We start from the raw sequence: 25,737 nt of genomic DNA on the forward strand, positions 1-25,737 counted from the left end.
ACGGATCCACGCCTCACGCCGCGTCGGCCTCCGCCTCAAAGTGCATCTGCGCCCGGTCGAGCATCTCGTCCGGATCTCCTCCCTGCGCTACGAGCCAGTGAAGGAGATCGGCGATCACATCAGTGGCCGACTCCTCGAGCACCGCGAAGGTCGGCACAACGGCAGAACTCGCGCCGACTACACGTCTGTATTCCTCAAGAACCATGGCGGCGCGCTGCACCCGCATGCACTTGCGTGCCGGCTCAAGGGAGAGTTCGCACCACACAGCCTTCCCTGTAGCGGTGAGGAGGGTTCCCCATTCCTCACATACTGAGGCCAGCAGGTGCAGACCACGCCCACACTCCCCCTCCCCGCATGCCGTTCGCAATGCCGGCAGAGCCCGGCTCTTGTCGTGCACCTCCACGCGCAGACGGTCCCCCCTCGGCTCAAGGATCAGCGTCGCGGCCACCCCTTCACCCACGTGCTTGATGACGTTCACCGCCAGCTCGGTCGCGACCAACCCGGCCTCGTCAGCGATGCTTTGCGCACCCCACCGATCCAAGTTGCGCTTTACCGCCTTTCGGAGCAGATGAACTTCGGGGGGGCACTGCCTCAAACGGCAGGACACTGCGCAGCCGTCGTTCGCCCTCTTCGTACATGGACATGGAGAGACTCCCTCCCAGGCCACGCAGCACTGCGCCTGCCGTATCCACACGACTGCACCGCGTAGCGAACTACGCCGAGCATGGCACAGAGAACTCTCACTGTGTAACTTCTCACGAGAATCCATCGAGTGAACCTTGTGGAGCCTCAACTCCACTGCTGCATAGCCTGGTTGCGGCCCGCGAGCAGGTCGCCCGCGCCGCCGAGGAGGTAACTGACGTGCCAGCGAGGGCCACCACCCGTCGGCGTCAGCTGGGCGCGACCTTGCGGAAGCTCCGCCTGCGTCAAGGGCTGACGCTGGAAGAAGCCGGCCACAGCGTGGGCGTTTCGAAGGCGACCGTCAGCCGGTACGAGACACGTGAAGGTCCGGTCAAGTGGCTGGTGGTGGAGGCTCTTTGCCGGGAGTACAGCGCCACGGACGCGGAGCGCACAGCTCTCGTCGGACTCGCCAAAGACGCCAAGCAGCAGGGTTGGTGGAGATCCTTCGCCGACTCCATTCCGGAAACCATGAATCTGCTGCTGACGCTTGAGGACGACGCCGTCCGCGAGGAGCACTTCTCCTGCGTATACGTGCCCGGGCTTCTCCAGACACGCGGCTATACGACTGCCGTGCAGCAGGCGAACGAGATGGAGCGCACTCCCGAGGACATCGAGCGGCTCGTTGACATCCGGATGAGGCGGCAGGAGATCCTCGCCCGTCCGGAGCCACCGCATCTCTGGGCCATCCTTGATGAGTCCGTGGTCCGGCGAGTTGTCGGCTCCCCCACCGTGATGCGTGAACAGCTGGACCATCTCCTGCAGGCCAACAAGTCGCCTCACATCACGCTCCAGGTACTCCCCTTCTCCCGAGGCGCCCACGCCGCCGCTCTCGGCAGTTTTGTCATCCTCGGCGGGCGCGAGTCATCGCTGGACGTCGTGTACGTCGACCTTCATGTCGGCTCGATGTTCATGGAGAAGGATGAGGAACTGGACAGGTACCGGCTCGCGTTCGACTATCTCCGCGCACAGGCACTGGATATGGCCGCGTCGTCGGCCTTGATCAAGCAAGCTCGCGAGGAGATGGCATGACCGTGCGCAGTACTGACATCGCCGCCCATCCCCATTGGTTCAAGTCGTCCTACAGCGGCGGCAACGAGACCGAGTGCGTTGAAGTGGCCGTCGCGGATGACGATGTCCTCATACGTGACTCGAAGTGGCCCGCCGCCGCACGCATCGCAGTCCGGCCGGGCGCCTGGGGGATCTTCCTCTCCTTCGTACGCTGACCCCTACCTCTCAGCCGGAGCCGGGCCCCCTCACAAACCTCTCACCACCCCGCGTTAACCTCACCCCCAAGGCAAAGACAAACCAATCAAAGGCGGGGCAACCATGGCCAAGGTTCCGACCAGCGCAGCAGTAGCCGTGAGCGGACTCATCGGCGGCTACGCCACCGCCCGCTTCACCAAGAAGCGCCCCCTCGGCGGCGCCGTGCTCGCCGTCGCCGGGGCCGCCGCCGCGCAGCAGTGGCGGGCGAAGGCCGGGGGCAAGACCGCCACCGCGCTCAGCCTCGCGTACGTCGGCGCGTTCGGAGCCTCGCACCCGCTGGCCAAGAAGGTCGGGGCCTGGCCCGCCGTGTTCGGGGTCGCCGGGGCCGTCGGTGTCGCCTCCTGGGTGCTCGCCGACCGCAAGGGTGCCTGATGCGTCGCGTAGGCACCGCTACTCCCTGAACGCCCGCACGCACGGGACTTGTTTCATCGATCGAGCCCGGCGATGGCGCGCGACGACACGTCTTCAGTCGCGGGTCAGGAGGAAATCCGGGCATACATCCGGGTCGGGGTCGTCGTAGAGGATGGAGCGTTTGGCGTTCACGCCGATCGAGAGCCGCTCGACTTTGTCATGGGGGGTGAGTGGTTCGTCCGGCTTGTCGAAGTAGAGCTGGACCATCGGGTAGTCGTCTGTGGTTGTGTCAACATGCCAGGTCCCTGAATCGTCGAACGTCGAGCCTTTGCTGTAGTTGGGGAAGCCGTGACGTGGCCAATTGCGCACCGTCATGGTGCCGCCGAATCTTCCAGGGGAGGTCTTGAGCGTGATGCGAGTGCCGGCGGCCTTCAGCGTCCCTCGGTAACTACCTTCGAGTTCCGTGGAATTGACTTGCTTGGACTTCTCCGGCACGCATCGTTCGAACGCATCCGACGAACAGGCATAGGCAAGCCCACCGGCGAGCACAGTCAGTGCGGCCCCGGCGTAGAGCAGTTTCTTCTTCACTTAGGAACCCTTGTGGGACTGAGCGGGGATGCGTTCCGTCCAGACGATGTCTTGGTCGACGGTGGAGAGGGGGCCTGATTCGCGGTTCGCCTTCTCCAGCCAGTCGTAGTAGCCGATGTAGTGCAGGAACGAGGCGTTGCTTGTGTCGTTCTTCAGGTGGTACTCAACGACGAGAGAGCCGTCCGGGTCTTCTCCCTTGACCGTGTAGCCGAGGCCGTAGGAGCCGACGAACGCCTCGCCGAGATGGTTCTCGTCGCCGGTGACAATCGCGGGGAAGTCGGTGACGATGAGCTTCTTGAGCGCTCCTAGCTTGCCGCTCTCGGAGATCGCGTAGTGGACGGTGCCGGATTCGCTGCCGTTCGACTGCCACTTGTGCAGCGTGTCGATGCGCAGTTGTTTCATGCTCTCGCTCGAGCGGATCAGCTCTGTCATCTTGTCGCCTGCTACGAAGTCCTTATGGCGGGGCCCTTCTCCGGTGACCCAGTTGGCGCCGAGCGAGTACGGGGTGTCGCCCTGCGTCATCGGATAGGGGTCCTTGCCTTGCATGGCCAGGCCGAGCGCGTTGTACTCGGCTTCGCCGATCCTGTTCGTGCTGTCGGTGTCCGTGTGCTGGGGCTTCTTGTTGAACCAGTCGCCGAGCCCGACGTCGGAGGTGAGACTGAAGGCCAGATTGCGGTCGGCGACCGCGGCGCGGCCGCAGAGGCGTGTTATCTCCCGCTGGGCTTCCGTGATGCGCCGCTCGTCGTCGGAGCCCTTCTCGATGGTCTTGCACACCCCGTCGATGATGTCGGTCGAGACGTCGCCGTTCCCGTCGACGTACAGCCCTTTGTCCCGTGCGTCCTGCACCGCGTCCGCCAAGTCGCGCCTGATGACCTTGATCTCTCCGACCGCGTCCTCGACAACGCCGCGCATCGCCTCGACGACCTTGCCGGCCGCGTCGATCTGGCGCTGCATGTCGTCGATCATCCGCCAGGCATACGGGGCTGCCGCGCCCTCCCAATACCCCTTGTTGCGCAACGGGACGAGTACTTCGTCGTGGACACGCTTCGGCAGCTTCTTGATGCCCTTGTGTACGGTGCTGAGCTGGTCAGCGAGGCTATCCAGTCCCGTGAGGTCCGCGTCCATGAACTCGCGGTAGAACGCGGGCATTTCAGTAACTGTCCAGGCTCGACCTGAGGCGGGGGGTCCGGTTCAGGTCGTCCCGTACCGCAACGTCGGTCTTGTGGTAGTCGTCGGCGCTGGCCCGCAGGCTCGCAGCGATGTGTCCCAGCCAGCCCGTGACCGTACCGGCCTGCTTCTCCCAGTACTTGTGCGCGAGCGTGATGCCGGACTCCGAGTCCCAGCCCGACAGGCCCTTCGCCGCCGTGAGGGCAGGCCCTTCCAGCGATGCCGCCGCCTTGTAGAAGGCATCGTGGACTTCGTCCGTGTGGTGCGCGCACTTGCGCAGAACAGACGGCGCGACTCTCAGCCGGTCCTTGCCGTTCGGGTCCGGGGTGCCCTTCGGCGGCAGTAGTGACTGCCGGGGCAGGAGAGGGTTCGCCTTCGGCAGCGGTTTGATGTCCAGCGGGTCCTGGTAGCTGTCGGCGGGCGGCGCTTTGGCGAGATCTCCGGCGAGGTCCCCGGCCTGGTGGGGCTTGGCCACCTCGTCCGGTGATATCGGAAGCTGCGTCTGAGACGGTTCGGGGAGCTTGTCGTCCCCCTTCACCACGTGCCCCGGCTTGCCGCCAGCCGCTTCGCTGTCGCTCATACGACGCCTACCCCCGTGTCTCGGCTTTCACGAAGGACGGTAGTTGATACGGCAGTTGCAGGTGTGGCTGGGGTGGCTATGCGGCAACCGTCGCCGTCGTGGGTGTTGGCCATGCGGAACGCATGGGCGAGCCGGGTACGGGCCTCATCGACGAACGTCACGGCGCCCACCCTGCCGCAACTCCCGTCGAAGGCAGGGAGATTGGCAGGGTCTCCTCAGCTTGCTATCGAGACCGTGTCCTACTCGCTCCCGGTCGAGACCGCGAGCTCACCCGGCGCCCGCACCGCGCCCGCCTCACCGCCCCTCACCGCCCCCTGAACGTCGCCCGATAAGCCCCCGGCGCCACCCCCACCCCCGCCACAAAGTGCACCCGCAGCGACGCCCCCGTCCCGAAGCCCGCCTCCGCCGCGACCCGGTCCACGGTGTAATCCGTCCCCTCCAACAACTCCCGAGCCCGCTCCAGCCTCCGCTGCGTCAGCCACTGCATCGGGGTCAGGCCCGTCTCCTCGCGGAAGCGGCGGCTGAACGTGCGCGTGCTCATCGCGGCGTGCTCAGCCATCTCCCCCAGCGTCAGCCTCTCCCCCAGCCGGGTCAGGGCCCACTGTCTCGCCGCCCCCGTCGACGTCAAGTCACGCTCCGGCAGCGGACGTTGGATGTACTGGGACTGGCCGCCCTCCCTGTGCGGAGGGACCACCATCCGGCGCGCCACGTCCGCCGCCACCGTCGCGCCGAAGTCGGTGCGGATCAGGTGCAGGCACAGGTCCACCCCGGACGCCTCGCCCGCCGAGGTCAGGACGGCGCCCTCGTCCACGTACAGCACGTCCTCGTCCACCGTCACCGAGGGGAACGTCCGTGCCAGCAGGTCCGACGCGAGCCAGTGCGTCGTCGCGCGGCGGCCGTCCAGGAGGCCCGCCGCCGCCAGTACGAACGCGCCCGTGCAGATGGAGGCGATACGGGTACCAGCGCGGTCGGCGACATCGGCCAGGGCCGCCCGCAGGTCCGCGGCCAGGCCGCCGGGCACCAGTCCCTCGTCCTCCTCGTGCGACGCCGGGACCAGCACCGTGTCCGCCCAGGACAGGGCCTCGGGGCCGTACGGAGCCCGGATCGGGAAGTCCGCGTCCGTACGGACCTCCCGGGGGCCCGGTATCGCACAGGTCCGCAATGCGTAGAGCCGATCGCCCTTCCCGTCACGCGCGGTGCCGAGCAACTGGTGCACCAGGCCGAGCTCCATGGGCAGGACGCCGTCCCGCACCAGGACCGCCACCCGATGAGTTTCCATGGCGGGATCCTCGCATGGGGCTGAACGGGCGCGGCGACGACGGGGTCAGCCCGTTGCCCCCGTTGCCCCCGTCGTTGCCGGCCCCGTCGGCCCCGGCCCCGCCGCCGACAGCGGCGTCGCGATGTCCTCCAGCGAGCGCCCCTCCGCCCGTACCGCGAACGCCGCCGCCACCAGGCCCGCCGCGCACATCAGACCCGCGCCGATCTGGAACGCGAGGACCGTGTCGCCGACGACGCCCGACTCGGTCAGGTCGGCGAAGATCAGCGGGCCGCTGATGCCGCCGGCCGCCGTGCCGATCGCGTAGAAGAAGGCGATCGCCATGGCGCGCGTCTCCATCGGGAAGATCTCGGAGACCGTGAGGTACGCGCTGCTCGCGCCCGCCGACGCGAAGAAGAGGACCACGCACCAACAGGCCGTCATCGTCGTCGCGTTGAGGGAACCGCGGTCGAAGAGCCAGGCCGTGCCGAACAGGAGGGCGCCCGACACGAGATACGTCGACGAGATCATCACCCGTCGGCCCACCGTGTCGAACAGCTTGCCCAGGAAGAGGGGGCCCAGGAAGTTGCCTGCCGCGATGACCGCGAAGTAGTAGCCGGTGTGGTCCGAGGCCACGTCGAAGAAGGTCGTGAGGATGGAGCCGAAGCCGAAGGTGATCGCGTTGTAGAGGAACGCCTGGCCGATGAAGAGGGACAGGCCGAGGACGGCCCGCTTGGGGTAGTCCCGGAACACCGTCTTCGCGATGAGGCCGAAGCCGATGCTCTTGCGCTGGTGGATCGTGATCTCCCGGTCGGGCGGCGGGAGTTGCCTGCCCTTCTCCCGCTCGATCTCCTGCTCCACCGACGCGACCAGCTCCTCCGCCTCCTCGCCGCGGCCGTGGATGAACTGCCAGCGCGGGCTCTCCGGCACGTGCCTGCGGACGAGGAGGATCACCAGGCCGAGCACGACGCCGAGGGCGAAGGTGAGGCGCCAGCCGATGTCCGCCGGGAAGATGTCCGTGTTGAGCATGACCACGGACAGGAGCGAGCCGCCGATCGCGCCCAGCCAGTAGCTGCCGTTGATGATCAGGTCGACGCGGCCGCGGTACTTGGAGGGGATCAGCTCGTCGATCGCGGAGTTGATGGCCGCGTACTCGCCGCCGATGCCGAAGCCCGTGAGGAAGCGGAAGAGGAAGAACCACCAGGCGTCGAAGGAGAGTGCCGTGAGGGCCGTCGCGCTCAGGTAGACCGCCAGCGTGACCATGAAGAGCTTCTTGCGGCCGTAGCGGTCGGTGAGCCAGCCGAAGAAGAGGGCGCCGGTGCAGGCGCCCGCCACATACAGCGCCGCGCCGATGCCCGTGATCTGCGCGGCGGTGATGTCCAGGCCGCTGTCCGGCTCGGCCAGGCGGCTGGCGATGTTGCCGACGGTGGTGACCTCCAGGCCGTCCAGGATCCAGACGGTGCCCAGGCCGATCACGATCATCCAGTGCCAGCGGGACCAGGGCAGCCGGTCCAGGCGCGCGGGCACGGCAGTGGTGATGGTGCCGCCGGCTTGCGGGACCGGGGCCCGCGGCGGCTTCGACGGGGACGGCGACGTGGTCATGAAGCCCAGAGTGCCCCTGAACGGCACTCTCACGCGCGATGGGCACCGCCGGTCAGGTGCGGGGCCCCGAGCCGCGCCCCACACTCCACACCTATGCCCCCAGCCCCTTCGACACCGCGTAGATGACCAGCCCCGCCAACGACCCCACCACCGTGCCGTTGATCCGGATGAACTGCAGGTCACGGCCGATGTGTGCCTCGATCTTGCGCGACGTGTGCTCCGCGTCCCAGCTCGCGACCGTGTCCGAGATCAGGGACGTGATCTCGCTGCGGTAGGTCGTCACGACGTACACCGCCGCGCCCTCCACCCAGCCGTCCACCTTCTCGCGCAGCCGGGCGTCCGTCGCCATCCGCTGCCCCAGCGAGAGCAGCGACGCCCGTACGCGCAGGCGCAGTTCGCTGCGCTCGTCCTCCGCCGCCGCCACGATCATCCGGCGCACCGCCGACCAGGCGGAGGCGATCAGGTCCTGGACCTCTCCGCGGCCGAGGACCTCCCGCTTGAGGCGCTCCACGCGCGCCCGCGTGTCCGTGTCGGACTGGAGGTCGGAGGCGAAGTCGGCGAGGAAGCGGTCGACGGCGCCGCGCGCGGGGTGCTCGGGCATGTCCCGCATCTCCGTGACGAAGCGGAGGAGTTCCTTGTAGACCCTTTCCCCCACCCTCTTGTCCACGAAGCGAGGGGTCCAGCCGGGGGCGCCGCCCTGCACCGCGTCCATCACCGAGTCGCTGTGCGCCACCAGCCAGTCATGGGCGCGCACGCAGACCAGGTCCACGACCCGCTTGTGGCCGCCGTCCGCGACGATCTTCTCCAGCATCTTGCCGAGGCCCGGCGCGATCTCCTGGGCGTCGGCGCGGCGCGTGATGGCCTCGCCGACGACGGCCTGGACGTCCGAGTCACGCAGGACGGTCAGCGCGCCGCGCAGGGCCGTGGCCAGTTCGGCGGTGACGCGGTCCGCGTGGGCCGGTTCCGCGAGCCACGCGCCCAGGCGGCCGCCGATTCCCACCGCCCGCAGCCGGTCGCGTACGACCTCCGATGAGAGAAAGTTCTCGCCTACGAAGTCGCCCAGGGACGCGCCCAGTTGGTCCTTCTTGTTGGGGATGATGGCCGTGTGCGGGATGGGGATGCCGAGGGGGTGGCGGAAGAGCGCCGTCACCGCGAACCAGTCGGCGAGCGCGCCCACCATGCCCGCCTCGGCGGCCGCCGCGACATAGCCCGCCCAGGCCCCGGCGCCGGAGTTCTGCGCCCACTTGGCGAGGACGTAGACGACCGCGACGAAGAGCAGCAGGCCGGTCGCGGTGAGCTTCATGCGGCGGACGCCGCGGCGCTTCTCCTCGTCGGCGGGGGTGTACGCCATGGGGGAGGAGGGGCGGCGCGCCCCAGGGCCCGCCCCCTCCCCGGCCCCGACCCCCGCCCCTGCGCCATTCGTGGACCCGGCTGCTCCGAACGAGGAGCCGCTTGCGGACCGGTCGGCGTGGGCATGCTGCTCACTGTCCGGTTCCGTCACTTCCGGCCCATTTACGCGTTCCATCCCAGTCCACCGGCCCGTTCGCCCCGTCGGTCTCCGCGCACGTATCGATCCTCTGTATCGATCCTCATACGCATTGTCTCTTCCTGAGCGACTCCTGGAACGGACGACAAGTTCCCGGCGTCTGAGGAGTCGGAGGGGGGCAGTGTCGGCCGCCTCACGGCCCATGACGCATCATGGGGTGATCACATAGGAGCCCCGCAGGCTCCCCCTGCCCAAGGAGACACAGCCGCATGACCAGCATGACCAGGCGTCACGGTTATGCAGTCCTCGCCGCGGTTCTCGCGGTGATAGTGGTGATTTCCGCCGCCATATACGTCGGCGTCTCACGCACCGACGACGGCCAGGACACCCTCAGCTCCGGCCCCCGCACCCCGCGCAACTCCGCGAACCCCGCCTCCGCGGGCACCTGGGTCGGCACCTGGTCCGCCTCGCCCGCAGGGGCCGAGCCGGGCACCGCGCGCAAGGGCCTCGCCGGCCGCTCCGTGCGCAACGTGATGCACACCAGCGTCGGCGGCGACGGCGCCCGCATCACCCTGTCGAACCTGTACGGACGTACGCCGCTCAGCATCACCCACGCCTCCATCGCCCTCGCCGCCGCGTCCAACGACCCCTCGGCGGCCCCGGGCACGCTGCGCCGGCTGACCTTCAACGGCAATACGTCGGTGGTGATCCCGCCCGGCCAGCAGGTGCTCAGCGACGCGGCCCGGCTGCAGGTGCCGAACGACGCGGACCTGCTCGTCACCACGTTCTCGCCCACCCCGTCGGGCCCCGTCACCTACCACCCGCACGCCCGCCAGGTCAGCTACGTGGCCGCCGGGGACCGCACGGAGGACGTGACCGGGGCGGCCTACCGCCAGCAGAGCCCGTACTGGCGCTACTTGACCGCGGTGGACGTCCTGACGCACGAGACGAACGGCACCGTGGTGGTCATCGGTGACTCGCTCACCGACGGCATCACCTCCACGATGGGCGCCAACAGCCGCTGGACCGACGTCCTCGCCGACCGGCTGCGCACCGAGTCCGGGGCGCCCCGCTACGGCGTGGCCAACCAGGGCATCAGCGGCAACCGCATCCTGTCCGACGGCAACGGCTCCCCCGCCGACAACCCCAGCGGCCTGTCCCGCTTCGACCGCGACGTGCTCGGCCGCACGGGCGTGAAGGCTGTCGTCATAGCGCTCGGCGTCAACGACATCCTGCGCAACCCGCACCAGAACGACCCGGACCGCATCGTCGAGGGCCTGCGCGAGCTGACCCGGCAGGCGCACACGCGCGGGCTGCGGGTCATCGGCGCGACGCTCATGCCGTTCCAGGGGCACCGCGGGTACGAGCCCGGCCTGGAGGCCGTGCGCCAGGCGGTGAACGCGGAGATCCGCGGGGGCAAGGTCTTCGACGAGGCCGTGGACTTCGACAAGGCCCTGCGGGACCCGTACAACCCGCGCAAGCTGCGCAGCCGTTACGACTCCGGTGACCATCTGCACCCGAGCGACGCGGGCTACGAGCGGATGGCGCAGACGTTCAACCTGGCTCACCTGAGGGGTTCGGCGGCCGCCGAGCTGTAGTCATAGCCCGTCCGGCGTTTGAGGACGAGGCCGTTCAGGCCGATCGGGGGTCCAGGGACGAAGCCCCGGGAGGGCGCCCCACCCAGGACATCAGCGGTCCCGGCGCCGCTCCAGCCGCAGCCGGTGCTCCTCCGCCCGCTCCCAGTGGGCGGCCCGGCGCGCGTCGCGGCGGTCGAGGCGGTCCTGGCGGCGCTCCTCCCGCAGGCGCTGCCGCTCGACGCGCCGCATCTTCCGGTCGACGCCGATGCCGCCCATCAGGGCGAGGCCCTTGATGACCACGCGCGGTGAGCCGGGCGTGCCCTCGCCCGTCGCGTGGTCGTCGAAGCCGCCCATGATGCCGATGCCGCGGACCGAGACCTGGAGGTCGGGCGGCACGACGACCTGGATGCCGCCCATCAGCGTGAAGAGCCGGATCTCCACGTCGCGGTCCGCGAACCGGGCCTCGCGCAGGTCGATCTCGCCGCCGCCCCACATCGTGAACGCCGTGAAGACCCGGCCGATCTTCCACTGGCCCTTGCGGCCGAAGCCGCCCCAGAAGGCGAAGCCCCAGGTCGAGGACGCCTCGCCGCCGACCACCCGCTCGTCCCAGTCGATGGCGACCGGGTCGGCCGAACCGCCGCCCGCCGCCGGGTGCTTGACCATGTCGACCTTCGGCACCGGAGCCGGAGCCGGGGCACCGGGGCCGGGCAGGTCGCGGGTGAGGGGCGCCAGCTCACCGTACGTACGCGCCTTGTACGTGGCGTCCAGGCGCTCCTCGAACTCCTCCATGTCGAGGCGGCCCTCGGCCATGGCGTCACGGAGCCGTTCGGCGACGCGCTCACGGTCGGCGTCGGAGGCCCGCAGATCGGCGGCGCTCAGATCGGCGGGCTCGGGGAGTTCGGTCATACGAGCAGCCTACGAGGTCGCCTGCTCCGCGTACATCTTGGCGATGACGTCCTCGATGTCCGGCTCGCGTACGGAGAGGTCGACCAGCGGGTACTCGGCGGCGATCCGCGCGACCAGCGGCGCCGCCGAGCCGCCCGCCGGGAAGGCCAGCCACTGCCGGGGGCCCTCGACCTTCACGACGCGCGCCGACTCGACCCGGACGGGCGGCAGTTCGCGCTCCAGGTCCACGATGAGGGTGCGCTCGCTCTCGCCCACCTCGTGCAGGCCCGCGAGCGCCCCGTCGTACATGAGGCGGCCGTGGTCGATGACCATGACGCGCTTGCAGAGCTGTTCGATGTCGGTGAGGTCGTGGGTGGTGAGGAGGACCGTCGTGCCGGACTCGGCGTTCAAGTCCCGCAGGAATCCCCGCACTTTGGCCTTGCTGATGACGTCGAGGCCGATGGTGGGCTCGTCCAGGTAGAGGACCTCCGGGTCGTGCAGGAGGGCCGCCGCGATGTCGCCGCGCATGCGCTGGCCGAGGGAGAGCTGGCGTACGGGGACGTCCAACAGGGCGCCCAGTTCGAGGAGTTCGATGCAGCGGTCGAGGTTGTGGCGGAAGCGGTCGTCGGGGATCCGGTACATGCGGTGCATCAGGCGGTACGAGTCGATCAGCGGCAGGTCCCACCAGAGCGTGGTGCGCTGGCCGAAGACGACGCCGATGCGGCGGGCGAGCTTCGTGCGCTCGCGCGAGGGGTCGATGCCCGCGACGCGCAGGCGGCCGCCGCTCGGGGTCAGGATGCCCGTCAGCATCTTGATCGTCGTCGACTTGCCCGCGCCGTTGGGCCCGATGTAGCCGACCATCTCGCCGCGCGGCACCGTGAAGGAGATGCCGTCGACGGCGCGCACCTCGTGCCGCTCCCGGCGCAGGAAGCCGGTCTTCTTGCGGACGTCGAAGACCTTCTCGACGCCGTCGAGCTCAATGAGGTCTGTTTCCACGGCGGTTCAGCTCCCTGTGCTGCGATACGAACGAAGGCCCGCGCGCCAGGCGAGGCCCGCAAGGGCGACGCAGGCGGCGGCCACCAGCGGGGGCGTGAACGCCACCCACTGCGGCAGGTCCAGCGGATAGGGCCGCCCCAGCACGTACAGCGCGGGCACCCAGTTGACGAAGGCGAGGGGCAGCACGAAGGTGACGCCGCGCACCAGGTCCTTGGCGAAGACGGTCGGCGGGTACTGGAGGAGGGTGGTGCCGCCGTACGTGAAGGCGTTCTGCACCTGGGCGGCGTCCTGCGCCGCGAACTGGAAGGCGCCGCCCGCCACGAACACGGACCCGAAGATCGCGGCGCCGCAGAGCAGCATCAGCGGGATCATCAGGACCTTCAGCGGGGTCCAGCCGATGTCCAGGGCCACGAGCGCGTACCCGAGGACGAGCGCGCCCTGCGCGAGGCGCCCGAGCCGGTGCAGCCCGAAGCGGTCGGCGGCGACCTGCGCGATCACCGGGGCGGGCCGCACCAGGAGCGTGTCGAGCGTGCCGTCGCGCACCCGCCGCCCGAGCCGGTCCATGGAGCCGATCAGGAGGTCCGCGAAGCCGAACGCGGTGCACGAGACGCCGTACAGGAAGGCGATCTCGGGCAGCCCGTAGCCGCCGAGCCGGTCCACCTGGGAGAACATCAGCAGGATCGCCACGAAGTCGAACGCGGTCACCGCGAAGTTGCCGAGCAGGGTCATCGCGAAGGACACGCGGTAGGCCATGAGGGAGCGGATCCACATGGCGGAGATCAGCCGGTAGGCGCGCAACCCGTCCCGTACGTGGGCCAGTTCAGCCACCCTGGACCACCACCCGTCGCGTGGCCGCGGTCTGCAGGAGCCGCCCGGCCAGGAGCAGCGCAGCCGCCCAGCCGAGCTGGAAGGCGTACGTCCACAGCAGGTCCGCGCCCGTGTGCGTGCCGAGGAGGACGTCGGCGGGCACCTGGAGCTGCGCGGACCAGGGCAGCGCGCGGGCGAACTCGCCGAGGGCGCCCGGGAAGACGTTCAGCGGGAGCACCATGCCCGAGAAGAACGTGCCCGCGAGCATGGCAAGTTGGCTCATGCCCGCGCCGTCCAGCATCCAGAACGCGGAGAGCGCCACCAGGTAGCGGATCCCGAAGCTGACGACCGCGCCGAGCACGACGGCCACCAGGAACGCCAGCCAGCGCAGCGGGTCCGCGGGCAGCGCCAGCTCGAAGACGAGGGCGCCGAAGAGCATGGGCAGGGCGCCCCGGCCGAGCAGCTGGAACGCGCCCCGGCCGAGGTCGGTCGCGAGCCACCAGGTCTGCAGGTCGGCCGGCCGGTACAGGTCGATCGCGATGTCCCCGGTGCGGATGCGCTCGATCAGCTCACCCTCGAAGCCGCCGCCCATCAGCGCCATCACGGCGAGCAGCGCCTGCCCCAGCCACACGAAGGTGACGGCCTGCGCCTGGTCGTAGCCCCCGAGCTGCGGCCGCTCGTCCCAGAGCGCGATGTAGGTGTAGGCGAGGATCAGGCCGAAGACGGTGTTGGTGAAGACTCCGGCGGCGGTTGCGGTGCGGTAGGTGGCGTAGCGGCGGAAGCCGCCCTTGGCGACGGCCGAGTAAAGACGAAACCGGCCTCTCCTCACGAAGTGTCCCTTCCCTGGTCGAAAGCGTTCTCAGGCCAAAGAGCACAAAACGCAGGAGCCTAGTCCGATCCGGGTGGCCGTTGCCACGCAATTTCGGCGCCCGGCGCGTGCCTGGCACACCGCTGCTCGTACGACGGTGTGCAATGGGTCGGCGAGGGCGTACACAGGGCGTACTGGACGTACTGGGCGTAGGACGCGAACCGGGAGTTCCGCAGGACATGAGCGACGAGCCGCAGCAGCAGGGGGCCGCAGGACACGAGGGCTGGGCGCCCCGGGAGCCGGCGGACACCCCCGCGGACTCCGCCGCCGGCGTGCCCGCGGGCGAGGGGGGCAAGGGAGGCAAGGGCGGCAAGGCTGGCAAGGGCAAGAAGCCCAAGCGGCCCAAGCGGAAGGGGTGGCGGCGGATCGTCCCGACCTGGCGGATGGTGCTCGGCACCTTCATCTTCCTGATCCTGCTGTGCGTCGGCGGCTTCTTCGTGGGCTACGCGCTCGTCGACATCCCGCCGGCCAACGCGGCCGCCACCGCCCAGTCCAACGTCTACCTGTACGCGGACGGCACCCAGCTCGCCCGCGACGGCAAGGTCAACCGCGAGAACGTCCCGCTGTCGAAGATCCCCAAGGACATGCAGCACGCGGCGCTCGCGGCGGAGGACCGCGACTTCTACAGCGAGTCCGCGATCGACCCGAAGGCGATGATCCGCGCCGCCTGGAACACCCTCACCGGCAAGGGCAAGCAGTCCGGCTCCACCATCACCCAGCAGTTCGTGAAGAACTACTACCTGGGCCAGGAGCAGACGGTCACCCGCAAGGTGAAGGAGTTCTTCATCGCGATCAAGCTGGACCGCGAGGTGAGCAAGGACGACATCCTCGCGGGCTATCTCAACACCAGCTTCTTCGGGCGCAACGCGTACGGGGTGCAGGCCGCGGCCCAGGCGTACTACGGCGAGGACGTGGAGGACCTGGACGCGGCGAAGAGCGCCTATCTGGCGACGCTGCTCAACTCCCCCAACGCGTACGACGTGGCGACCCACCCGGAGAACAAGCAGCGCGCCCTCGGCCGCTGGAACTACGTCCTGGACGGGATGGTCAAGGAGGGCTGGCTGAGCGCCGCCGACCGCAAGGGCATGAAGTTCCCCGTCCCGAAGGAGCCCAAGGGCACGGCCGATCTGTCCGGGCAGCGCGGCTATCTCGTGCACGCCGTCGAGGACTATCTGACGAGCAACAAGATCGTCGACGAGGACACCCTCGACAAGGGCGGCTACCGCATCACCACGACCATCCAGAAGAACCGTCAGGACGCCTTCGTGAAGGCCGTGGACGACCAGGTGATGTCGCAGCTCGACAAGAAGGCCCGCAAGATCGACCGGAACGTGCGGATGGGCGGGGCCTCCATCGACCCGGACAGCAGCAAGGTCGTCGCGCTGTACGGCGGCATCGACTACACGAAGCAGTACGTCTCCAACGCGACCCGCCGCGACTTCCAAGTGGGCTCCACCTTCAAGCCGTTCGTGTTCACCTCGGCCGTGCAGAACGGCTCGACCACGCAGGACGGCCGCCCCATCACCCCGAACACGATCTACAACGGCAACAACAAGCGCCCGGTGCAGGGCTGGAGCGGCGGCAGCTACGCCCCCGCCAACGAGGACGACCGCTCCTACGGCGACATCACCGTCCGCGAGGCCACCGACAAGTCCGTCAACGCGGTCTACGCCCAGATGGCCGTGGACGTGGGCTCCGACAAGGTGAAGAACACCGCCGTCGACCTCGGCATCCCGTCCACCACCCCGGACCTGACCGCCACCCCCTCCATCGCGCTCGGCCCGGCCACCGCCTCCGTCCTCGACATGACCGAGGCGTACGCGACGCTCGCGAACCACGGCAAGCACGGCACGTACACCCTGGTCGAGAAGGTCACCAAGGACGGCGAGGACGTCGACCTGCCGGACGACACCACGAAGCAGGCCGTCAGCCGCGAGGCCGCCGACACCACCACGTCGATCCTGCAGTCCGTCGTCGAGGGCGGCACCGGCACGGCGGCGCAGGGCGCGGGCCGCCCGGCGGCGGGCAAGACCGGCACCGCGGAGGAGGACAAGGCGGCCTGGTTCGCGGGCTACACCCCGGACCTCGCGACGGTCGTGGCCGTGATGGGCGCCGACCCCGACACGGCGGTCCAGACCCCGCTGTACGGGGCGCTCGGCCAGCCCCGCATCAACGGCGGGGCCTACCCGGCGCGCATCTGGGCCCAGTTCACCAAGGCGGCGCTGACCGGTACCCCGGCCCGCGACTTCGACCTGGAGCTGGAGCCGGGCGCGAGCGAGCCGGTGACGCCGACCGAACCGGTCGAGCCGACCGGGCCCGAGGACCCGGAGACGGGCGGGGCCACGACCGGCGGCGACACCGAGGGCCAGGACCAGGGGCAGACGCAGGGCCAGACCACCGGGCAGACCCAGGGCGGCCAGACGCAGGGCGGCCAGACCCAGGGCCAGGACGAGGGCCAGACCCAGGGTCAGACGGCCGGGCAGACCGCGGGGCAGACCGACGGGGGCGCCACGGACGGGGGCGCCACCGACGGCGGTGCGGACCAGGGCGGCGGGGCCGACGGGGGCGGCGGCATCACGGGCGGGCTCCTCGGCGGCACCGACCAGGGCAGGAGGGCGACGTCGCCTAGTGCCCCGAAGTCGCCTTGAGCCCCACCACGGCGACGAGGAGCAGGGCCACGAAGAAGATCCGGGCGGCGGTCGCGGGCTCGCCGAGCACCAGCATGCCGAGCACCGCCGCACCGGCCGCGCCGATGCCGACCCAGACGCCGTAGGCGGTGCCGATGGGGAGGGTCTTCGCCGCGTGCGAGAGGAGCATCATGCTGGCGACGATGCCGAGGCCGGTGAAGACGCTGGGCCACAGCCGCGTGAAGCCTTCGGTGTACTTCATCCCGATCGACCAGCCCACCTCGAGCAGACCGGCGACAACAAGCAGAACCCAGGCCATGACGGCACCTCCGGAATCGTGAACTACGGGGGTGCGTCGTCTTGTCGAATCCCGGTACGGCGCGTCTCGTCGGGGTCCCTCAACGGTAGCAAAGGGAACGCAAAGAGGGCTGGTGACGGTGGTCACCAGCCCCTGGCCTACAGATACAGCCCGGTCGAGTCCTCGGAGCCCTCGAACCGGTCGGCCGCCACCGCGTGGATGTCGCGCTCGCGCATCAGCACGTAGGCGACACCCCGCACCTCGACCTCGGCCCGGTCCTCCGGGTCGTACAGGACGCGGTCGCCCGGCTCCACGGTCCGTACGTTCTGGCCGACCGCCACCACCGCGGCCCACGCCAGGCGCCGTCCGACGGCCGCCGTCGCGGGGATCAGGATGCCGCCGCCCGAACGCCGCTCGCCCTCGGCGGTGTCCTGCCGCACGAGCACACGGTCGTGCAGCATGCGGATGGGCAGCTTGTCGTCGTGGGACCCGTGTCCCTGGCTGTTGGCGCTCACGCCTCGAACCTACCTGCCCCGCGCACGCCCGTACTCCGCCGGGGCGGAACCCGTCACGGGGCCGGCCCGGCCCGCACGGCCCGGCTCAGCCCTTGCGGCGCCGCGAGCCGACCGCGAGCAGGCCCACGACCCCGACCACCACGAGCGCGACCGGCACGATGCGCTCCAGGCGCGGGGCGCCGTCCTCGGAGACCAGCTGGGAGCGCACGTCGGAGACGAAGCGGTTGGCCCCCACATAGGCACGGCCCAGGGAGTTGTCGACGCTGGAGACGAACTTCGCCTTCGCGTCGCCGACGATCGTCTTCGGGTGCACCCGCACACCGATCTCGTCGAGGGTCTCGGCGAGCGCGTCCCGGCGGCGCCTGATGTCCGCCTCGATCTCCGCCGGGGTCCGGGCGTCCGGCTTGTTCGCCGCCTCTGACGTGTCCGACACCGCGCTGCCTCCGTGGTCCGTGGCCGTTTCCGTACCAGTTGCGAGTCTGTGGGCGACAGTCTGTCAGCTCCGCGCGTCCCGCACCCCACGGCACCCCCATTACGCTCGTCAGCGTCACTGCGCCCCCGGGCTCTTCCGGAGCAGGGGTGCCCCCTTCGCGAGGAGACCGAGAGACATGAGCGAGCGACTCACGCCCGGCGACACCGCCCCCGCCTTCACCCTGCCCGACGCCGACGGCAACGAGATCTCGCTGGCCGACCACAAGGGCCGCAAGGTCATCGTGTACTTCTACCCGGCCGCCCTCACCCCCGGCTGCACCAAGCAGGCGTGCGACTTCACGGACAACCTCGACCTGCTCGCCCAGGCCGGGTACGACGTCATCGGCGTCTCGCCCGACAAGCCGGAGAAGCTCGCGAAGTTCCGCGAGAAGGAGAGCCTGAAGGTCACGCTGGTCGGCGACCCGTCCAAGGAGACCCTGGAGGCGTACGGCGCCTTCGGCGAGAAGAAGCTCTACGGCAAGACGGTGACGGGCGTCATCCGTTCGACGGTCGTCGTGGACGAGGCGGGCAAGGTCGAGCACGCCTTCTACAACGTGAAGGCGACCGGCCACGTGGCCAAGATCATCAAGGACCTCGGCATCTGAGCCGACCGCAGGCCCCTCACCGAGTGTGACGAAGCCCCCCTCTTGGGGGGCTTTCGTTTGCTCGCGCACGGAGTGAGCAAGTGATCCTTCATGGCTGCCGAGAACGAACCGACACCTACCGATCCCCAAGCGATCAAGCGCCACCGCGCGCTCTTCCGTGCCGTCAGACGCCGCAGGAACCCCCCGCTGCGCCGGACCGACATCACCGTGACCGACGAGGCGGCGGTCAAGCGGGCGGTGAAGGCGGCCTCGCTCGGGAACGCCATGGAGTGGTTCGACTTCGGCATCTACTCCTATCTCGCGGTCACGATCGGCCATGTCTTCTTCCCGTCGGGGAACGACACGGTCCAGCTGATCTCGTCGTTCGCGACGTTCGCCGTCTCGTTCCTGGTCCGGCCACTCGGCGGCATGGTCTTCGGCCCGATGGGCGACAAGATCGGCCGCAAGAAGGTCCTGGCGATGACCATGATCATGATGGCGGTCGGCACGTTCGCCATCGGCCTGATCCCCTCGTACGACTCGATCGGCTTCTGGGCCCCGGCCCTGCTGATCCTCTTCCGCCTGGTCCAGGGCTTCTCCACGGGCGGTGAGTACGGCGGGGCGTCCACGTTCATCGCCGAGTACGCGCCCGACAAGCGCCGCGGCTTCTTCGGCAGCTTCCTGGAGTTCGGCACGCTCGCCGGGTACGTGGGCGCGGCCGGCCTGGTCGTGATCCTCACGGGGTGGCTGGGCAGCGACGGCATGGAGTCCTGGGGCTGGCGCGTGCCGTTCCTGGTCGCCGGGCCCATCGGCCTCGTCGGTCTCTATCTGCGGCTCAAGCTGGACGAGACGCCCGCCTTCCAGAAGCTGGAGGACGAGTCCGCGCACAAGGCGAGCGACGCCGCATCGACGGTGGAGGCGACGGCCACGGGCGACCTGACCAAGATCTTCCGCGACTACTGGCCGACGCTGATCCTCTGCATCTGCCTGGTCGGCGCGTACAACATCACGGACTACATGCTCCTGTCGTACATGCCGACGTACCTGTCCGACGAGATGGGCTACAAGGAGTCCCACGGCCTGCTGATCCTCATCGGGACGATGGTCGTCCTGATGTGCGTCATCAACCAGGTCGGCAGGCTCTCGGACCGCTTCGGCCGCAAGCCGCTCCTGATGGCGGGCATGCTCGGCTTCTTCTTCCTGTCCATCCCGTCGTTCCTGCTGGTCAAGAACGGCGCGCTGTGGGCGGTCTCGCTCGGCATGCTGATGCTGGGCTTCTCCCTGGTCTGCATGCTCGGCACGATGTCGGCGGCGCTGCCCGCGCTCTTCCCGACCCATGTCCGCTACGGCTCCCTGTCGGTCGGCTACAACCTCTCGGCCTCGCTCTTCGGCGGCACGACCCCGCTGGTGATCACGGCCCTGATCTCCGTGACGGGCACCGACATGATGCCCGCGTACTACGCGATGGCCGCGTCCCTCATCGGCGTGATCGCGGTCGCCTGCATGAAGGAGACGGCCCAGCAGCCGCTCGCCGGTTCGCCGCCGTCGGTCGAGACGAAGGAAGAGGCGGCGGAGCTGGTCGAGTCCCAGGCCAACGTCCCGAGGTTCTGAGCCCCGAAGTTCTGACGGCCCGCCCCGGCGGCCAGGTGCGGTCCCTTACGATGGGGCCGCACGCGGCCGTGGTGGAACTGGCAGTCACGCTGGGTTTAGGTCCCAGTGGGGTAACTCCCGTGAGGGTTCGAGTCCCTCCGGCCGCACGGACACCAGAAGGGCGCCCCGCGCGGGGCGCCCTTCGTCGTTCGTACGGGGAGGCGGCTCAGCCGAGCAGCTCCCGCACCACCGGCACGAGGGCCCGAAATGCCTTGCCCCGGTGGGAGATCGCGTTCTTCTCGTCGGCCGACAGCTCGGCGCAGGTACGGGTGTCGCCCTCGGGCTGCAGGATCGGGTCGTAGCCGAAGCCGCCCGACCCGGCGGGCTCGTGCCGCAGGACGCCGCGCAACTGGCCTTCCACGACCCGCTCCGTGCCGCCGGGCAGCGCGAGGGCGGCCGCGCAGGCGAAGTGGGCGCCGCGGTGGGCGTCTTCGGCGATGTCGGAGAGCTGGGCGAGCAGCAGGTTCAGGTTGGCGGTGTCGTCGCCGTGGCGGCCCGCCCAGCGCGCCGAGAAGATGCCGGGGGCGCCGCCGAGCACGTCGACGCAGAGGCCCGAGTCGTCGGCGACGGCCGGCAGGCCGGTGGCCTGGGCGAGGGCGTGCGCCTTGAGGAGGGCGTTCTCGGCGAAGGTGACGCCGGTCTCCTTGACGTCGGGGATCTCGGGGTAGGCGTCCGCGCCGACGAGGTCGTGGGGCAGACCTGCGGCGGCGAGGATCGCCCTGAGCTCGGTGATCTTGCCTGCGTTACGGGTGGCGAGGATGAGGCGGGTCATGCCTCAAGTATCGGCCCCGGACGGCACCGGCCCCCGACGGGGGCTCACGGCGTGCAGGCTTTGGTGACCTTGCCGCCCGCGTCCACGACGGGGCTGAGGTCGGGGGTCTTGTCACCGCCGTCGACCGACCGCTCGACGTTGTCCACGGCCTTCTTCATCTGGTCGACGGCGTCGCGGATGTCCTGGTCGTCGTTCTTGTCGCGGATCTCGTCGAGGTCGGACCGGATGTTGTCGAAGGACTTGTCGGCCTTCTCCGGGTAGAGCGCCGCCTCCTGGGCGGCCTTGCGCAGGGCGTCGACGCTGTCGGAGACCGCGTCGGCGGCGCGGACGCAGTCCACCGCCTCCTGCGGGTCGCAGGCGGCGAGGCCGAGCGCGGCCGGGACGACGAGCAGAGTGGTGGTGACGGCGACGGCGATGCGTCGGTGGCGCGCGGACATGGGCGGAGTCCCTCCCCGTGTGCGGGCGGGCGCGCGGCCTGGCCCGCGCGCCCGTCGTACTCGTTACAACGCCCTCAGACTGCCTGACGGTTGACCGCGCGCCCGTTCAACTGTCCACGCAGAGCGTGGAATTCAGCCGCCCTGGACCGTCGCCTCAAGCGCCTGCCGCTGCAGCGCGGCGAGTTCCTCGCAGCCACCGGTGGCCAGGTCGAGCAGCGCGTTGAGCTCCTTGCGGTCGAAGGGCTCGGCCTCCGCGGTGCCCTGCACCTCGACGAAGCGGCCGTCGCCCGTGCACACGACGTTCATGTCGGTGTCGGCGCGCACGTCCTCCTCGTAGCAGAGGTCAAGGAGGGGGACGCCGTCGACGATGCCGACGGAGACGGCCGAGACGGTGCCGGTGAGCGGCTTGCGCCCGGCCTTGATCAGCTTCTTGCCCTGGGCCCAGGAGACGGCGTCGGCGAGGGCGACGTACGCGCCGGTGATCGCCGCCGTGCGCGTACCGCCGTCGGCCTGGAGGACGTCGCAGTCCAGGACGATGGTGTTCTCGCCGAGCGCCTTGTAGTCGATGACGGCGCGCAGGCTGCGGCCGATGAGGCGGGAGATCTCGTGCGTGCGGCCACCGATCTTGCCGCGCACGGACTCGCGGTCGCCGCGGGTGTTGGTGGAGCGCGGCAGCATCGAGTACTCGGCGGTGACCCAGCCCTCGCCGCTGCCCTTGCGCCAGCGCGGGACGCCCTCGGTCACGGAGGCGGTGCAGAAGACCTTGGTGTCGCCGAAGGAGATGAGGACGGAGCCCTCGGCGTGCTTGCTCCAGCCGCGTTCGATGGTGACCGGGCGGAGCTGTTCGGGGGTGCGGCCGTCAATTCGAGACATGGCAACGACCCTATCCGGTACGGGAGGGGGCCCAACCCGGGAACGGATACGCGCGTGGGCCCCGTTCCGGTGTCCGGAACGGGGCCCACGGCGGTGAGCTCAGTCGCTCACATCATGTCTTCGATGTCGGCCGCGATCGGGTCCGCGTCCGTGCCGATGACGACCTGGATCGCGGTGCCCATCTTCACGACACCGTGGGCACCGGCGGCCTTCAGCGCGGCCTCGTCGACCTTGCTCGGGTCGTGGACCTCGGTGCGGAGGCGGGTGATGCAGCCCTCGACCTCATCGATGTTGTCGATGCCGCCGAGCCCGGCAACGATCTTCTCAGCCTTGCTGGCCATGGTGTTTCTCCCTGTTCCTGAAGGATGCGGCCTCGACGCACCGTAGGTCCGCTTTGTCACGGTAACGCACGGTTGGACCATCTTCACGGGCGGTTACGGCACCCGTGCCCAATGATGGCGATCAAGGTGACTCCCTGGCGGGGCGTCACCGAGTCAGTTCCGCAACTGGTCTACACCAGTTTGCAACGACTGCCAAACCAGGTGTGTTCCCGGAGGACGCCGATGAGTTCCGACGCCGCGGCCGTGCCGCAGAAGAAGTGGTGGAGCGGGCTGCTCCCCGGGCTGCAGAAGATGGGCCGCAGCCTCCAGCTCCCGATCGCCGTGCTCCCGGCGGCAGGCATCCTCAACCGGCTCGGCCAGCCCGACGTCTTCGGCAACGACGGCCTGGGCTGGACCAACGTCGCCAAGGTCTTCGCGGCGGCGGGAGGTTCGCTCCTCGACTCCTCGCTCGGCCTGCCGCTGCTGTTCTGCATCGGCGTCGCGATCGGCATGGCGAAGAAGGCGGACGGCTCCACGGCGCTCGCCGCGGTCACGGGCTTCCTCGTGTACTACGCGGTCCTGCGCGCCTTTCCCGACGACTGCCCCGCCGACACGAAGTTCGGCGGCGCCGGGATCTGGAGCGGCGTCTGCGTGGCCGGGGACGGCACGGTCGCACAGGCCGCGTACCAGAACCCGGGGGTCTTCGGCGGCATCGTCATGGGCCTGCTCGCCGCCTTCTTCTGGCAGCGCTACCACCGCGTGAAGCTGGTCGACTGGCTCGGCTTCTTCAACGGCCGCCGGCTCGTGCCGATCATCATGGCCCTCATCGGCCTGATCTTCGCCGGGCTCTGCGTCTGGATCTGGCCGCCCATCGGTGACGCCCTCACCAGCTTCTCCAAGTGGCTCGTGGACCTCGGCTGGCTGGGCTCCGGCATCTTCGGCGTGGCCAACCGCGCGCTGCTCACGGTCGGCATGCACCAGTTCCTGAACACCTTCGTCTGGTTCCAGTTCGGCGACTTCACCAAGCCGGACGGCACGGTCGTGCACGGTGACATCAGCCGCTTCCTCGCGGGCGACCACACCGCGGGCCAGTTCACCTCGGGCTTCTTCCCGATCATGATGTTCGCGCTGCCCGCCGCGGCCCTCGCGATCACCCACTGCGCCCGCCCCGAGCGCCGCAAGGTCGTCGGCGGCATGATGCTCTCGGTCGGCCTGACCTCGTTCGTCACCGGCATCACCGAGCCACTGGAGTACTCGTTCCTGTTCATCGCGCCGCTCCTGTACGCGATCCACGCGGTGCTCACCGGTGTCTCGATGGCGGTCACCTGGGCGCTCGGCGTGAAGGACGGCTTCAGCTTCTCCGCGGGACTGATCGACTACGTCATCAACTGGAGCCTCGCGACCAAGCCATGGATGATCATTCCCATCGGGCTGTGCTTCGCGGTCGTCTACTACGTGCTGTTCCGCTTCGCCATCCAGAAGTTCAATCTGCCGACTCCGGGGCGTGAACCGGAAGAAGAGGCGGCGGCGTTGGACGCGGAGCAGACCAAGGCGTAGCCCGCCTCCAGGGAGGCTTTCCCTCCCGCCCCACAAGGCCCTCGGACCTCGGATCCGGGGGCCTTTGGTCTGTCATTTCCAGATATGACCGGCCCCACAGAAATCGCGGGTTCCTTACGCCGCCTTCACCGTGCTACAACAGGTCTACACCACTAATTGGTGTAGACCACGCGGCCTTCTCGCCGCGTCCCCCGGAGACGCCGCCGTCCCCCACTTCCATGTCCAGGCGGCGCCTTGCCCACTGGAGGAAGTTGTGTCCACGGCCAGTGCCGCCCCCGCGGCCGACAAGAAAAAGGGCTCCGGCGTGATGGCTGTTCTGCAGCGCATCGGCCGCAGCCTGATGCTGCCGGTCGCCGTGATGCCGGCCGCCGCGCTGCTGGTGCGTCTCGGCGCCGACGACATGCTCGGGAAGCCGTCCTTCCCGACCTGGATAACGAAGATCGCCGGTTACATGGCGGCCGGCGGCGGCGCGATCATCGACAACATCGCGCTCCTGTTCTGCGTCGGCATCGCGATCGGCTTCGCCAAGAAGTCGGACGGCTCCACCGGCCTCGCGGCCGTCGCGGGCTACCTGGTCTTCCAGAAGGTGCTCGGCACCTTCACCGACAGCAACCTGCCGAAGGTCGACGCGGTCGTCGACGGCAAGATCGTCCACAACGCCGCCCCGGTCAACGCCGGTGTCCTCGGCGGTGTGGTCATGGGCATCGTCGTGGCCCTGCTGTACCAGAAGTTCTACCGGACCAAGCTCCCCGACTGGGCGGGCTTCTTCGGCGGCCGCCGTCTCGTCCCGATCCTGTCGTCCTTCGCGGGCCTGGTCATCGGCATCGTCTTCGGCTTCATCTGGCCGGTCCTCGGCACGGGTCTGCACAACTTCGGTGAGTGGCTGGTCGGTTCGGGCTCCGTCGGCGCCGGCATCTTCGGTGTCGCCAACCGCTCGCTGATCCCGATCGGCATGCACCACCTCCTGAACTCCTTCCCCTGGTGGCAGGCGGGCGACTACAACGGCGCCCACGGCGACATCCCGCGCTTCCTCGCCGGCGACCCGAGCGCCGGACAGTTCATGACCGGCTTCTTCCCGATCATGATGTTCGCCCTCCCGGCGGCCTGCCTCGCGATCACGCACTGCGCCCGCCCCGAGCGCCGCAAGGTCGTCGGCGGCATGATGTTCTCGCTCGCCCTGACCGCGTTCGTCACGGGCATCACCGAGCCCATCGAGTTCACCTTCATGTTCATCGCCCCGGTCCTGTACGCGATCCACGCGGTGCTCACCGGCGTCTCCATGGCCCTCACCTGGGCCCTCGGCATGAAGGACGGCTTCGGCTTCTCGGCCGGCTTCATCGACTACGCGCTGAACTTCACCCGGGCCTCCAACCCGATCGGCCTGGCCGTGGTCGGCCTCTGCTTCGCGGCGGTCTACTACGTGGTCTTCCGCTTCGCGATCACCAAGTGGAACCTCCCGACGCCGGGCCGCGAGTCCGACGAGGAGCTCGCGGAGCTGCAGAAGGCCGAGGCGAAGTAAGCCTCACG

The 25,737-nt window shown here is 69.3% G+C and carries 27 protein-coding genes, 1 tRNA gene and 1 riboswitch; of the genes, 10 read left to right on the forward strand and 18 right to left on the reverse strand.

What is annotated here, in order from left to right; translation table 11 throughout:
* Window positions 1-13: 13 nt before the first annotated feature.
* Window positions 14-499 (reverse strand): ATP-binding protein, encoded by a 486-nt coding sequence (locus ACQB60_RS27680; RefSeq protein ID WP_496928806.1) that lies wholly within the window; start codon window positions 497-499, stop codon window positions 14-16.
* A 362-nt stretch (window positions 500-861) separates the two neighbouring features.
* Here ACQB60_RS27680 and ACQB60_RS27685 point away from each other — a divergent pair, with 362 nt between their 5' ends.
* From ACQB60_RS27685 to ACQB60_RS27695, 3 genes are all read left to right on the forward strand, one after another.
* Window positions 862-1,710, forward strand: a complete 849-nt coding sequence (locus ACQB60_RS27685; RefSeq protein ID WP_496928807.1) for a helix-turn-helix domain-containing protein — start codon at window positions 862-864, stop codon at window positions 1,708-1,710.
* Window positions 1,707-1,904, forward strand: a complete 198-nt coding sequence (locus ACQB60_RS27690) for a DUF397 domain-containing protein (RefSeq protein WP_496928808.1) — start codon at window positions 1,707-1,709, stop codon at window positions 1,902-1,904. Before ACQB60_RS27685 ends, ACQB60_RS27690 begins: the two co-directional genes overlap by 4 nt.
* A gap of 103 nt (window positions 1,905-2,007) precedes the next feature.
* Window positions 2,008-2,316: a hypothetical protein gene (locus ACQB60_RS27695; RefSeq protein WP_496928809.1), complete on the forward strand. Its 309-nt coding sequence runs from the start codon at window positions 2,008-2,010 to the stop codon at window positions 2,314-2,316.
* Window positions 2,317-2,409: 93 nt separating this feature from the next.
* On the opposite strand, the gene ACQB60_RS27700 is transcribed toward ACQB60_RS27695, so the two are convergent.
* The 6 genes from ACQB60_RS27700 to ACQB60_RS27725 all read right to left on the reverse strand — a co-directional run bounded on the left by ACQB60_RS27700 (window position 2,410) and on the right by ACQB60_RS27725 (window position 9,012).
* Window positions 2,410-2,883 (reverse strand): hypothetical protein, encoded by a 474-nt coding sequence (locus ACQB60_RS27700; RefSeq protein ID WP_496928810.1) that lies wholly within the window; start codon window positions 2,881-2,883, stop codon window positions 2,410-2,412.
* Window positions 2,884-4,032, reverse strand: a complete 1,149-nt coding sequence (locus ACQB60_RS27705; RefSeq protein WP_496928811.1) for a hypothetical protein — start codon at window positions 4,030-4,032, stop codon at window positions 2,884-2,886.
* A 1-nt stretch (window position 4,033) separates the two neighbouring features.
* The gene (locus ACQB60_RS27710) at window positions 4,034-4,630 is read right to left on the reverse strand and encodes a type VII secretion target (protein WP_496928812.1); all 597 of its coding nucleotides are present in this window, start codon (window positions 4,628-4,630) and stop codon (window positions 4,034-4,036) included.
* Between the two features lie 304 nt (window positions 4,631-4,934).
* The gene (locus ACQB60_RS27715; protein WP_496928813.1) at window positions 4,935-5,909 is read right to left on the reverse strand and encodes a GlxA family transcriptional regulator; all 975 of its coding nucleotides are present in this window, start codon (window positions 5,907-5,909) and stop codon (window positions 4,935-4,937) included.
* 45 nt (window positions 5,910-5,954) lie between these two features.
* Complete coding sequence (locus tag ACQB60_RS27720; protein WP_496928814.1) at window positions 5,955-7,487, reverse strand: MFS transporter; 1,533 nt, start codon at window positions 7,485-7,487, stop codon at window positions 5,955-5,957.
* A 91-nt stretch (window positions 7,488-7,578) separates the two neighbouring features.
* On the reverse strand, window positions 7,579-9,012 hold the full coding sequence (locus ACQB60_RS27725; RefSeq protein ID WP_496928815.1) for a DUF445 domain-containing protein: 1,434 nt from the start codon (window positions 9,010-9,012) through the stop codon (window positions 7,579-7,581).
* A 239-nt stretch (window positions 9,013-9,251) separates the two neighbouring features.
* Here ACQB60_RS27725 and ACQB60_RS27730 point away from each other — a divergent pair, with 239 nt between their 5' ends.
* The gene (locus ACQB60_RS27730) at window positions 9,252-10,571 is read left to right on the forward strand and encodes an SGNH/GDSL hydrolase family protein (RefSeq protein WP_496928949.1); all 1,320 of its coding nucleotides are present in this window, start codon (window positions 9,252-9,254) and stop codon (window positions 10,569-10,571) included.
* A 90-nt stretch (window positions 10,572-10,661) separates the two neighbouring features.
* Here the strand turns inward: ACQB60_RS27730 and ACQB60_RS27735 are convergent, their stop codons facing one another.
* From ACQB60_RS27735 to ACQB60_RS27750, 4 genes are read right to left on the reverse strand one after another with little or no spacing between them, the layout of a single operon-like run.
* Window positions 10,662-11,456: a DUF1707 SHOCT-like domain-containing protein gene (locus ACQB60_RS27735; RefSeq protein WP_496928816.1), complete on the reverse strand. Its 795-nt coding sequence runs from the start codon at window positions 11,454-11,456 to the stop codon at window positions 10,662-10,664.
* A gap of 9 nt (window positions 11,457-11,465) precedes the next feature.
* Complete coding sequence (locus ACQB60_RS27740; RefSeq protein WP_496928817.1) at window positions 11,466-12,431, reverse strand: ABC transporter ATP-binding protein; 966 nt, start codon at window positions 12,429-12,431, stop codon at window positions 11,466-11,468.
* Window positions 12,432-12,437: 6 nt separating this feature from the next.
* Entirely contained in the window at window positions 12,438-13,202 is a 765-nt protein-coding gene (locus ACQB60_RS27745) for an ABC transporter permease (RefSeq protein ID WP_496928950.1), read from the reverse strand.
* A 49-nt stretch (window positions 13,203-13,251) separates the two neighbouring features.
* Window positions 13,252-14,067 carry an ABC transporter permease gene (locus tag ACQB60_RS27750; RefSeq protein ID WP_496928818.1) on the reverse strand — a complete coding sequence of 272 codons (816 nt, stop codon included), beginning with the start codon at window positions 14,065-14,067 and terminating at the stop codon, window positions 13,252-13,254.
* Window positions 14,068-14,285: 218 nt separating this feature from the next.
* On the opposite strand from ACQB60_RS27750, the gene ACQB60_RS27755 reads away from it, so the two are divergent.
* Window positions 14,286-16,754, forward strand: a complete 2,469-nt coding sequence (locus tag ACQB60_RS27755; RefSeq protein WP_496928819.1) for a transglycosylase domain-containing protein — start codon at window positions 14,286-14,288, stop codon at window positions 16,752-16,754.
* On the opposite strand, the gene ACQB60_RS27760 is transcribed toward ACQB60_RS27755, so the two are convergent.
* The 3 genes from ACQB60_RS27760 to ACQB60_RS27770 form a co-directional block, all read right to left on the reverse strand.
* Window positions 16,732-17,052: a DMT family transporter gene (locus ACQB60_RS27760; RefSeq protein WP_384842721.1), complete on the reverse strand. Its 321-nt coding sequence runs from the start codon at window positions 17,050-17,052 to the stop codon at window positions 16,732-16,734. The genes ACQB60_RS27755 and ACQB60_RS27760 overlap by 23 nt on opposite strands.
* A 30-nt stretch (window positions 17,053-17,082) precedes the next feature.
* Window positions 17,083-17,153, reverse strand: a riboswitch (guanidine-III (ykkC-III) riboswitch).
* Window positions 17,154-17,189: 36 nt separating this feature from the next.
* A complete protein-coding gene (locus ACQB60_RS27765; RefSeq protein WP_384843083.1) occupies window positions 17,190-17,492 on the reverse strand; it encodes a GroES family chaperonin in 303 nt (100 codons plus the stop codon).
* 139 nt (window positions 17,493-17,631) lie between these two features.
* Window positions 17,632-17,979, reverse strand: coding sequence for a DUF3618 domain-containing protein (locus ACQB60_RS27770; RefSeq protein ID WP_384842719.1), 348 nt, complete (start codon window positions 17,977-17,979; stop codon window positions 17,632-17,634).
* Window positions 17,980-18,154: 175 nt separating this feature from the next.
* Between ACQB60_RS27770 and bcp the strand changes: the two genes are divergently transcribed.
* The 3 genes from bcp to ACQB60_RS27785 all read left to right on the forward strand — a co-directional run bounded on the left by bcp (window position 18,155) and on the right by ACQB60_RS27785 (window position 20,358).
* Window positions 18,155-18,622 (forward strand): thioredoxin-dependent thiol peroxidase, encoded by a 468-nt coding sequence (gene bcp, locus ACQB60_RS27775; protein WP_384842716.1) that lies wholly within the window; start codon window positions 18,155-18,157, stop codon window positions 18,620-18,622.
* 90 nt (window positions 18,623-18,712) lie between these two features.
* Window positions 18,713-20,212: a glycine betaine/L-proline transporter ProP gene (gene proP, locus ACQB60_RS27780; RefSeq protein WP_496928820.1), complete on the forward strand. Its 1,500-nt coding sequence runs from the start codon at window positions 18,713-18,715 to the stop codon at window positions 20,210-20,212.
* Window positions 20,213-20,274: 62 nt separating this feature from the next.
* Window positions 20,275-20,358, forward strand: a tRNA-Leu gene (locus ACQB60_RS27785).
* Between the two features lie 59 nt (window positions 20,359-20,417).
* Here the strand turns inward: ACQB60_RS27785 and rdgB are convergent.
* The 4 genes from rdgB to ACQB60_RS27805 form a co-directional block, all read right to left on the reverse strand.
* Window positions 20,418-21,023: an RdgB/HAM1 family non-canonical purine NTP pyrophosphatase gene (rdgB, locus tag ACQB60_RS27790; RefSeq protein ID WP_496928821.1), complete on the reverse strand. Its 606-nt coding sequence runs from the start codon at window positions 21,021-21,023 to the stop codon at window positions 20,418-20,420.
* A 44-nt stretch (window positions 21,024-21,067) separates the two neighbouring features.
* The gene (locus ACQB60_RS27795) at window positions 21,068-21,460 is read right to left on the reverse strand and encodes a hypothetical protein (RefSeq protein WP_384842706.1); all 393 of its coding nucleotides are present in this window, start codon (window positions 21,458-21,460) and stop codon (window positions 21,068-21,070) included.
* Between the two features lie 132 nt (window positions 21,461-21,592).
* On the reverse strand, window positions 21,593-22,333 hold the full coding sequence (gene rph / locus ACQB60_RS27800; RefSeq protein ID WP_496928822.1) for a ribonuclease PH: 741 nt from the start codon (window positions 22,331-22,333) through the stop codon (window positions 21,593-21,595).
* A 107-nt stretch (window positions 22,334-22,440) separates the two neighbouring features.
* Window positions 22,441-22,674 carry a PTS sugar transporter subunit IIB gene (locus ACQB60_RS27805; RefSeq protein ID WP_384842700.1) on the reverse strand — a complete coding sequence of 78 codons (234 nt, stop codon included), beginning with the start codon at window positions 22,672-22,674 and terminating at the stop codon, window positions 22,441-22,443.
* Between the two features lie 222 nt (window positions 22,675-22,896).
* Between ACQB60_RS27805 and ACQB60_RS27810 the strand changes: the two genes are divergently transcribed.
* A complete protein-coding gene (locus ACQB60_RS27810; RefSeq protein WP_496928823.1) occupies window positions 22,897-24,210 on the forward strand; it encodes a PTS transporter subunit EIIC in 1,314 nt (437 codons plus the stop codon).
* A gap of 253 nt (window positions 24,211-24,463) precedes the next feature.
* Entirely contained in the window at window positions 24,464-25,729 is a 1,266-nt protein-coding gene (locus ACQB60_RS27815; RefSeq protein WP_384842694.1) for a PTS transporter subunit EIIC, read from the forward strand.
* The last annotated feature ends 8 nt before the right edge of the window (window positions 25,730-25,737 follow it).

The organism is Streptomyces odontotermitis, assembly GCF_050510915.1.
Classification (GTDB): domain Bacteria; phylum Actinomycetota; class Actinomycetes; order Streptomycetales; family Streptomycetaceae; genus Streptomyces.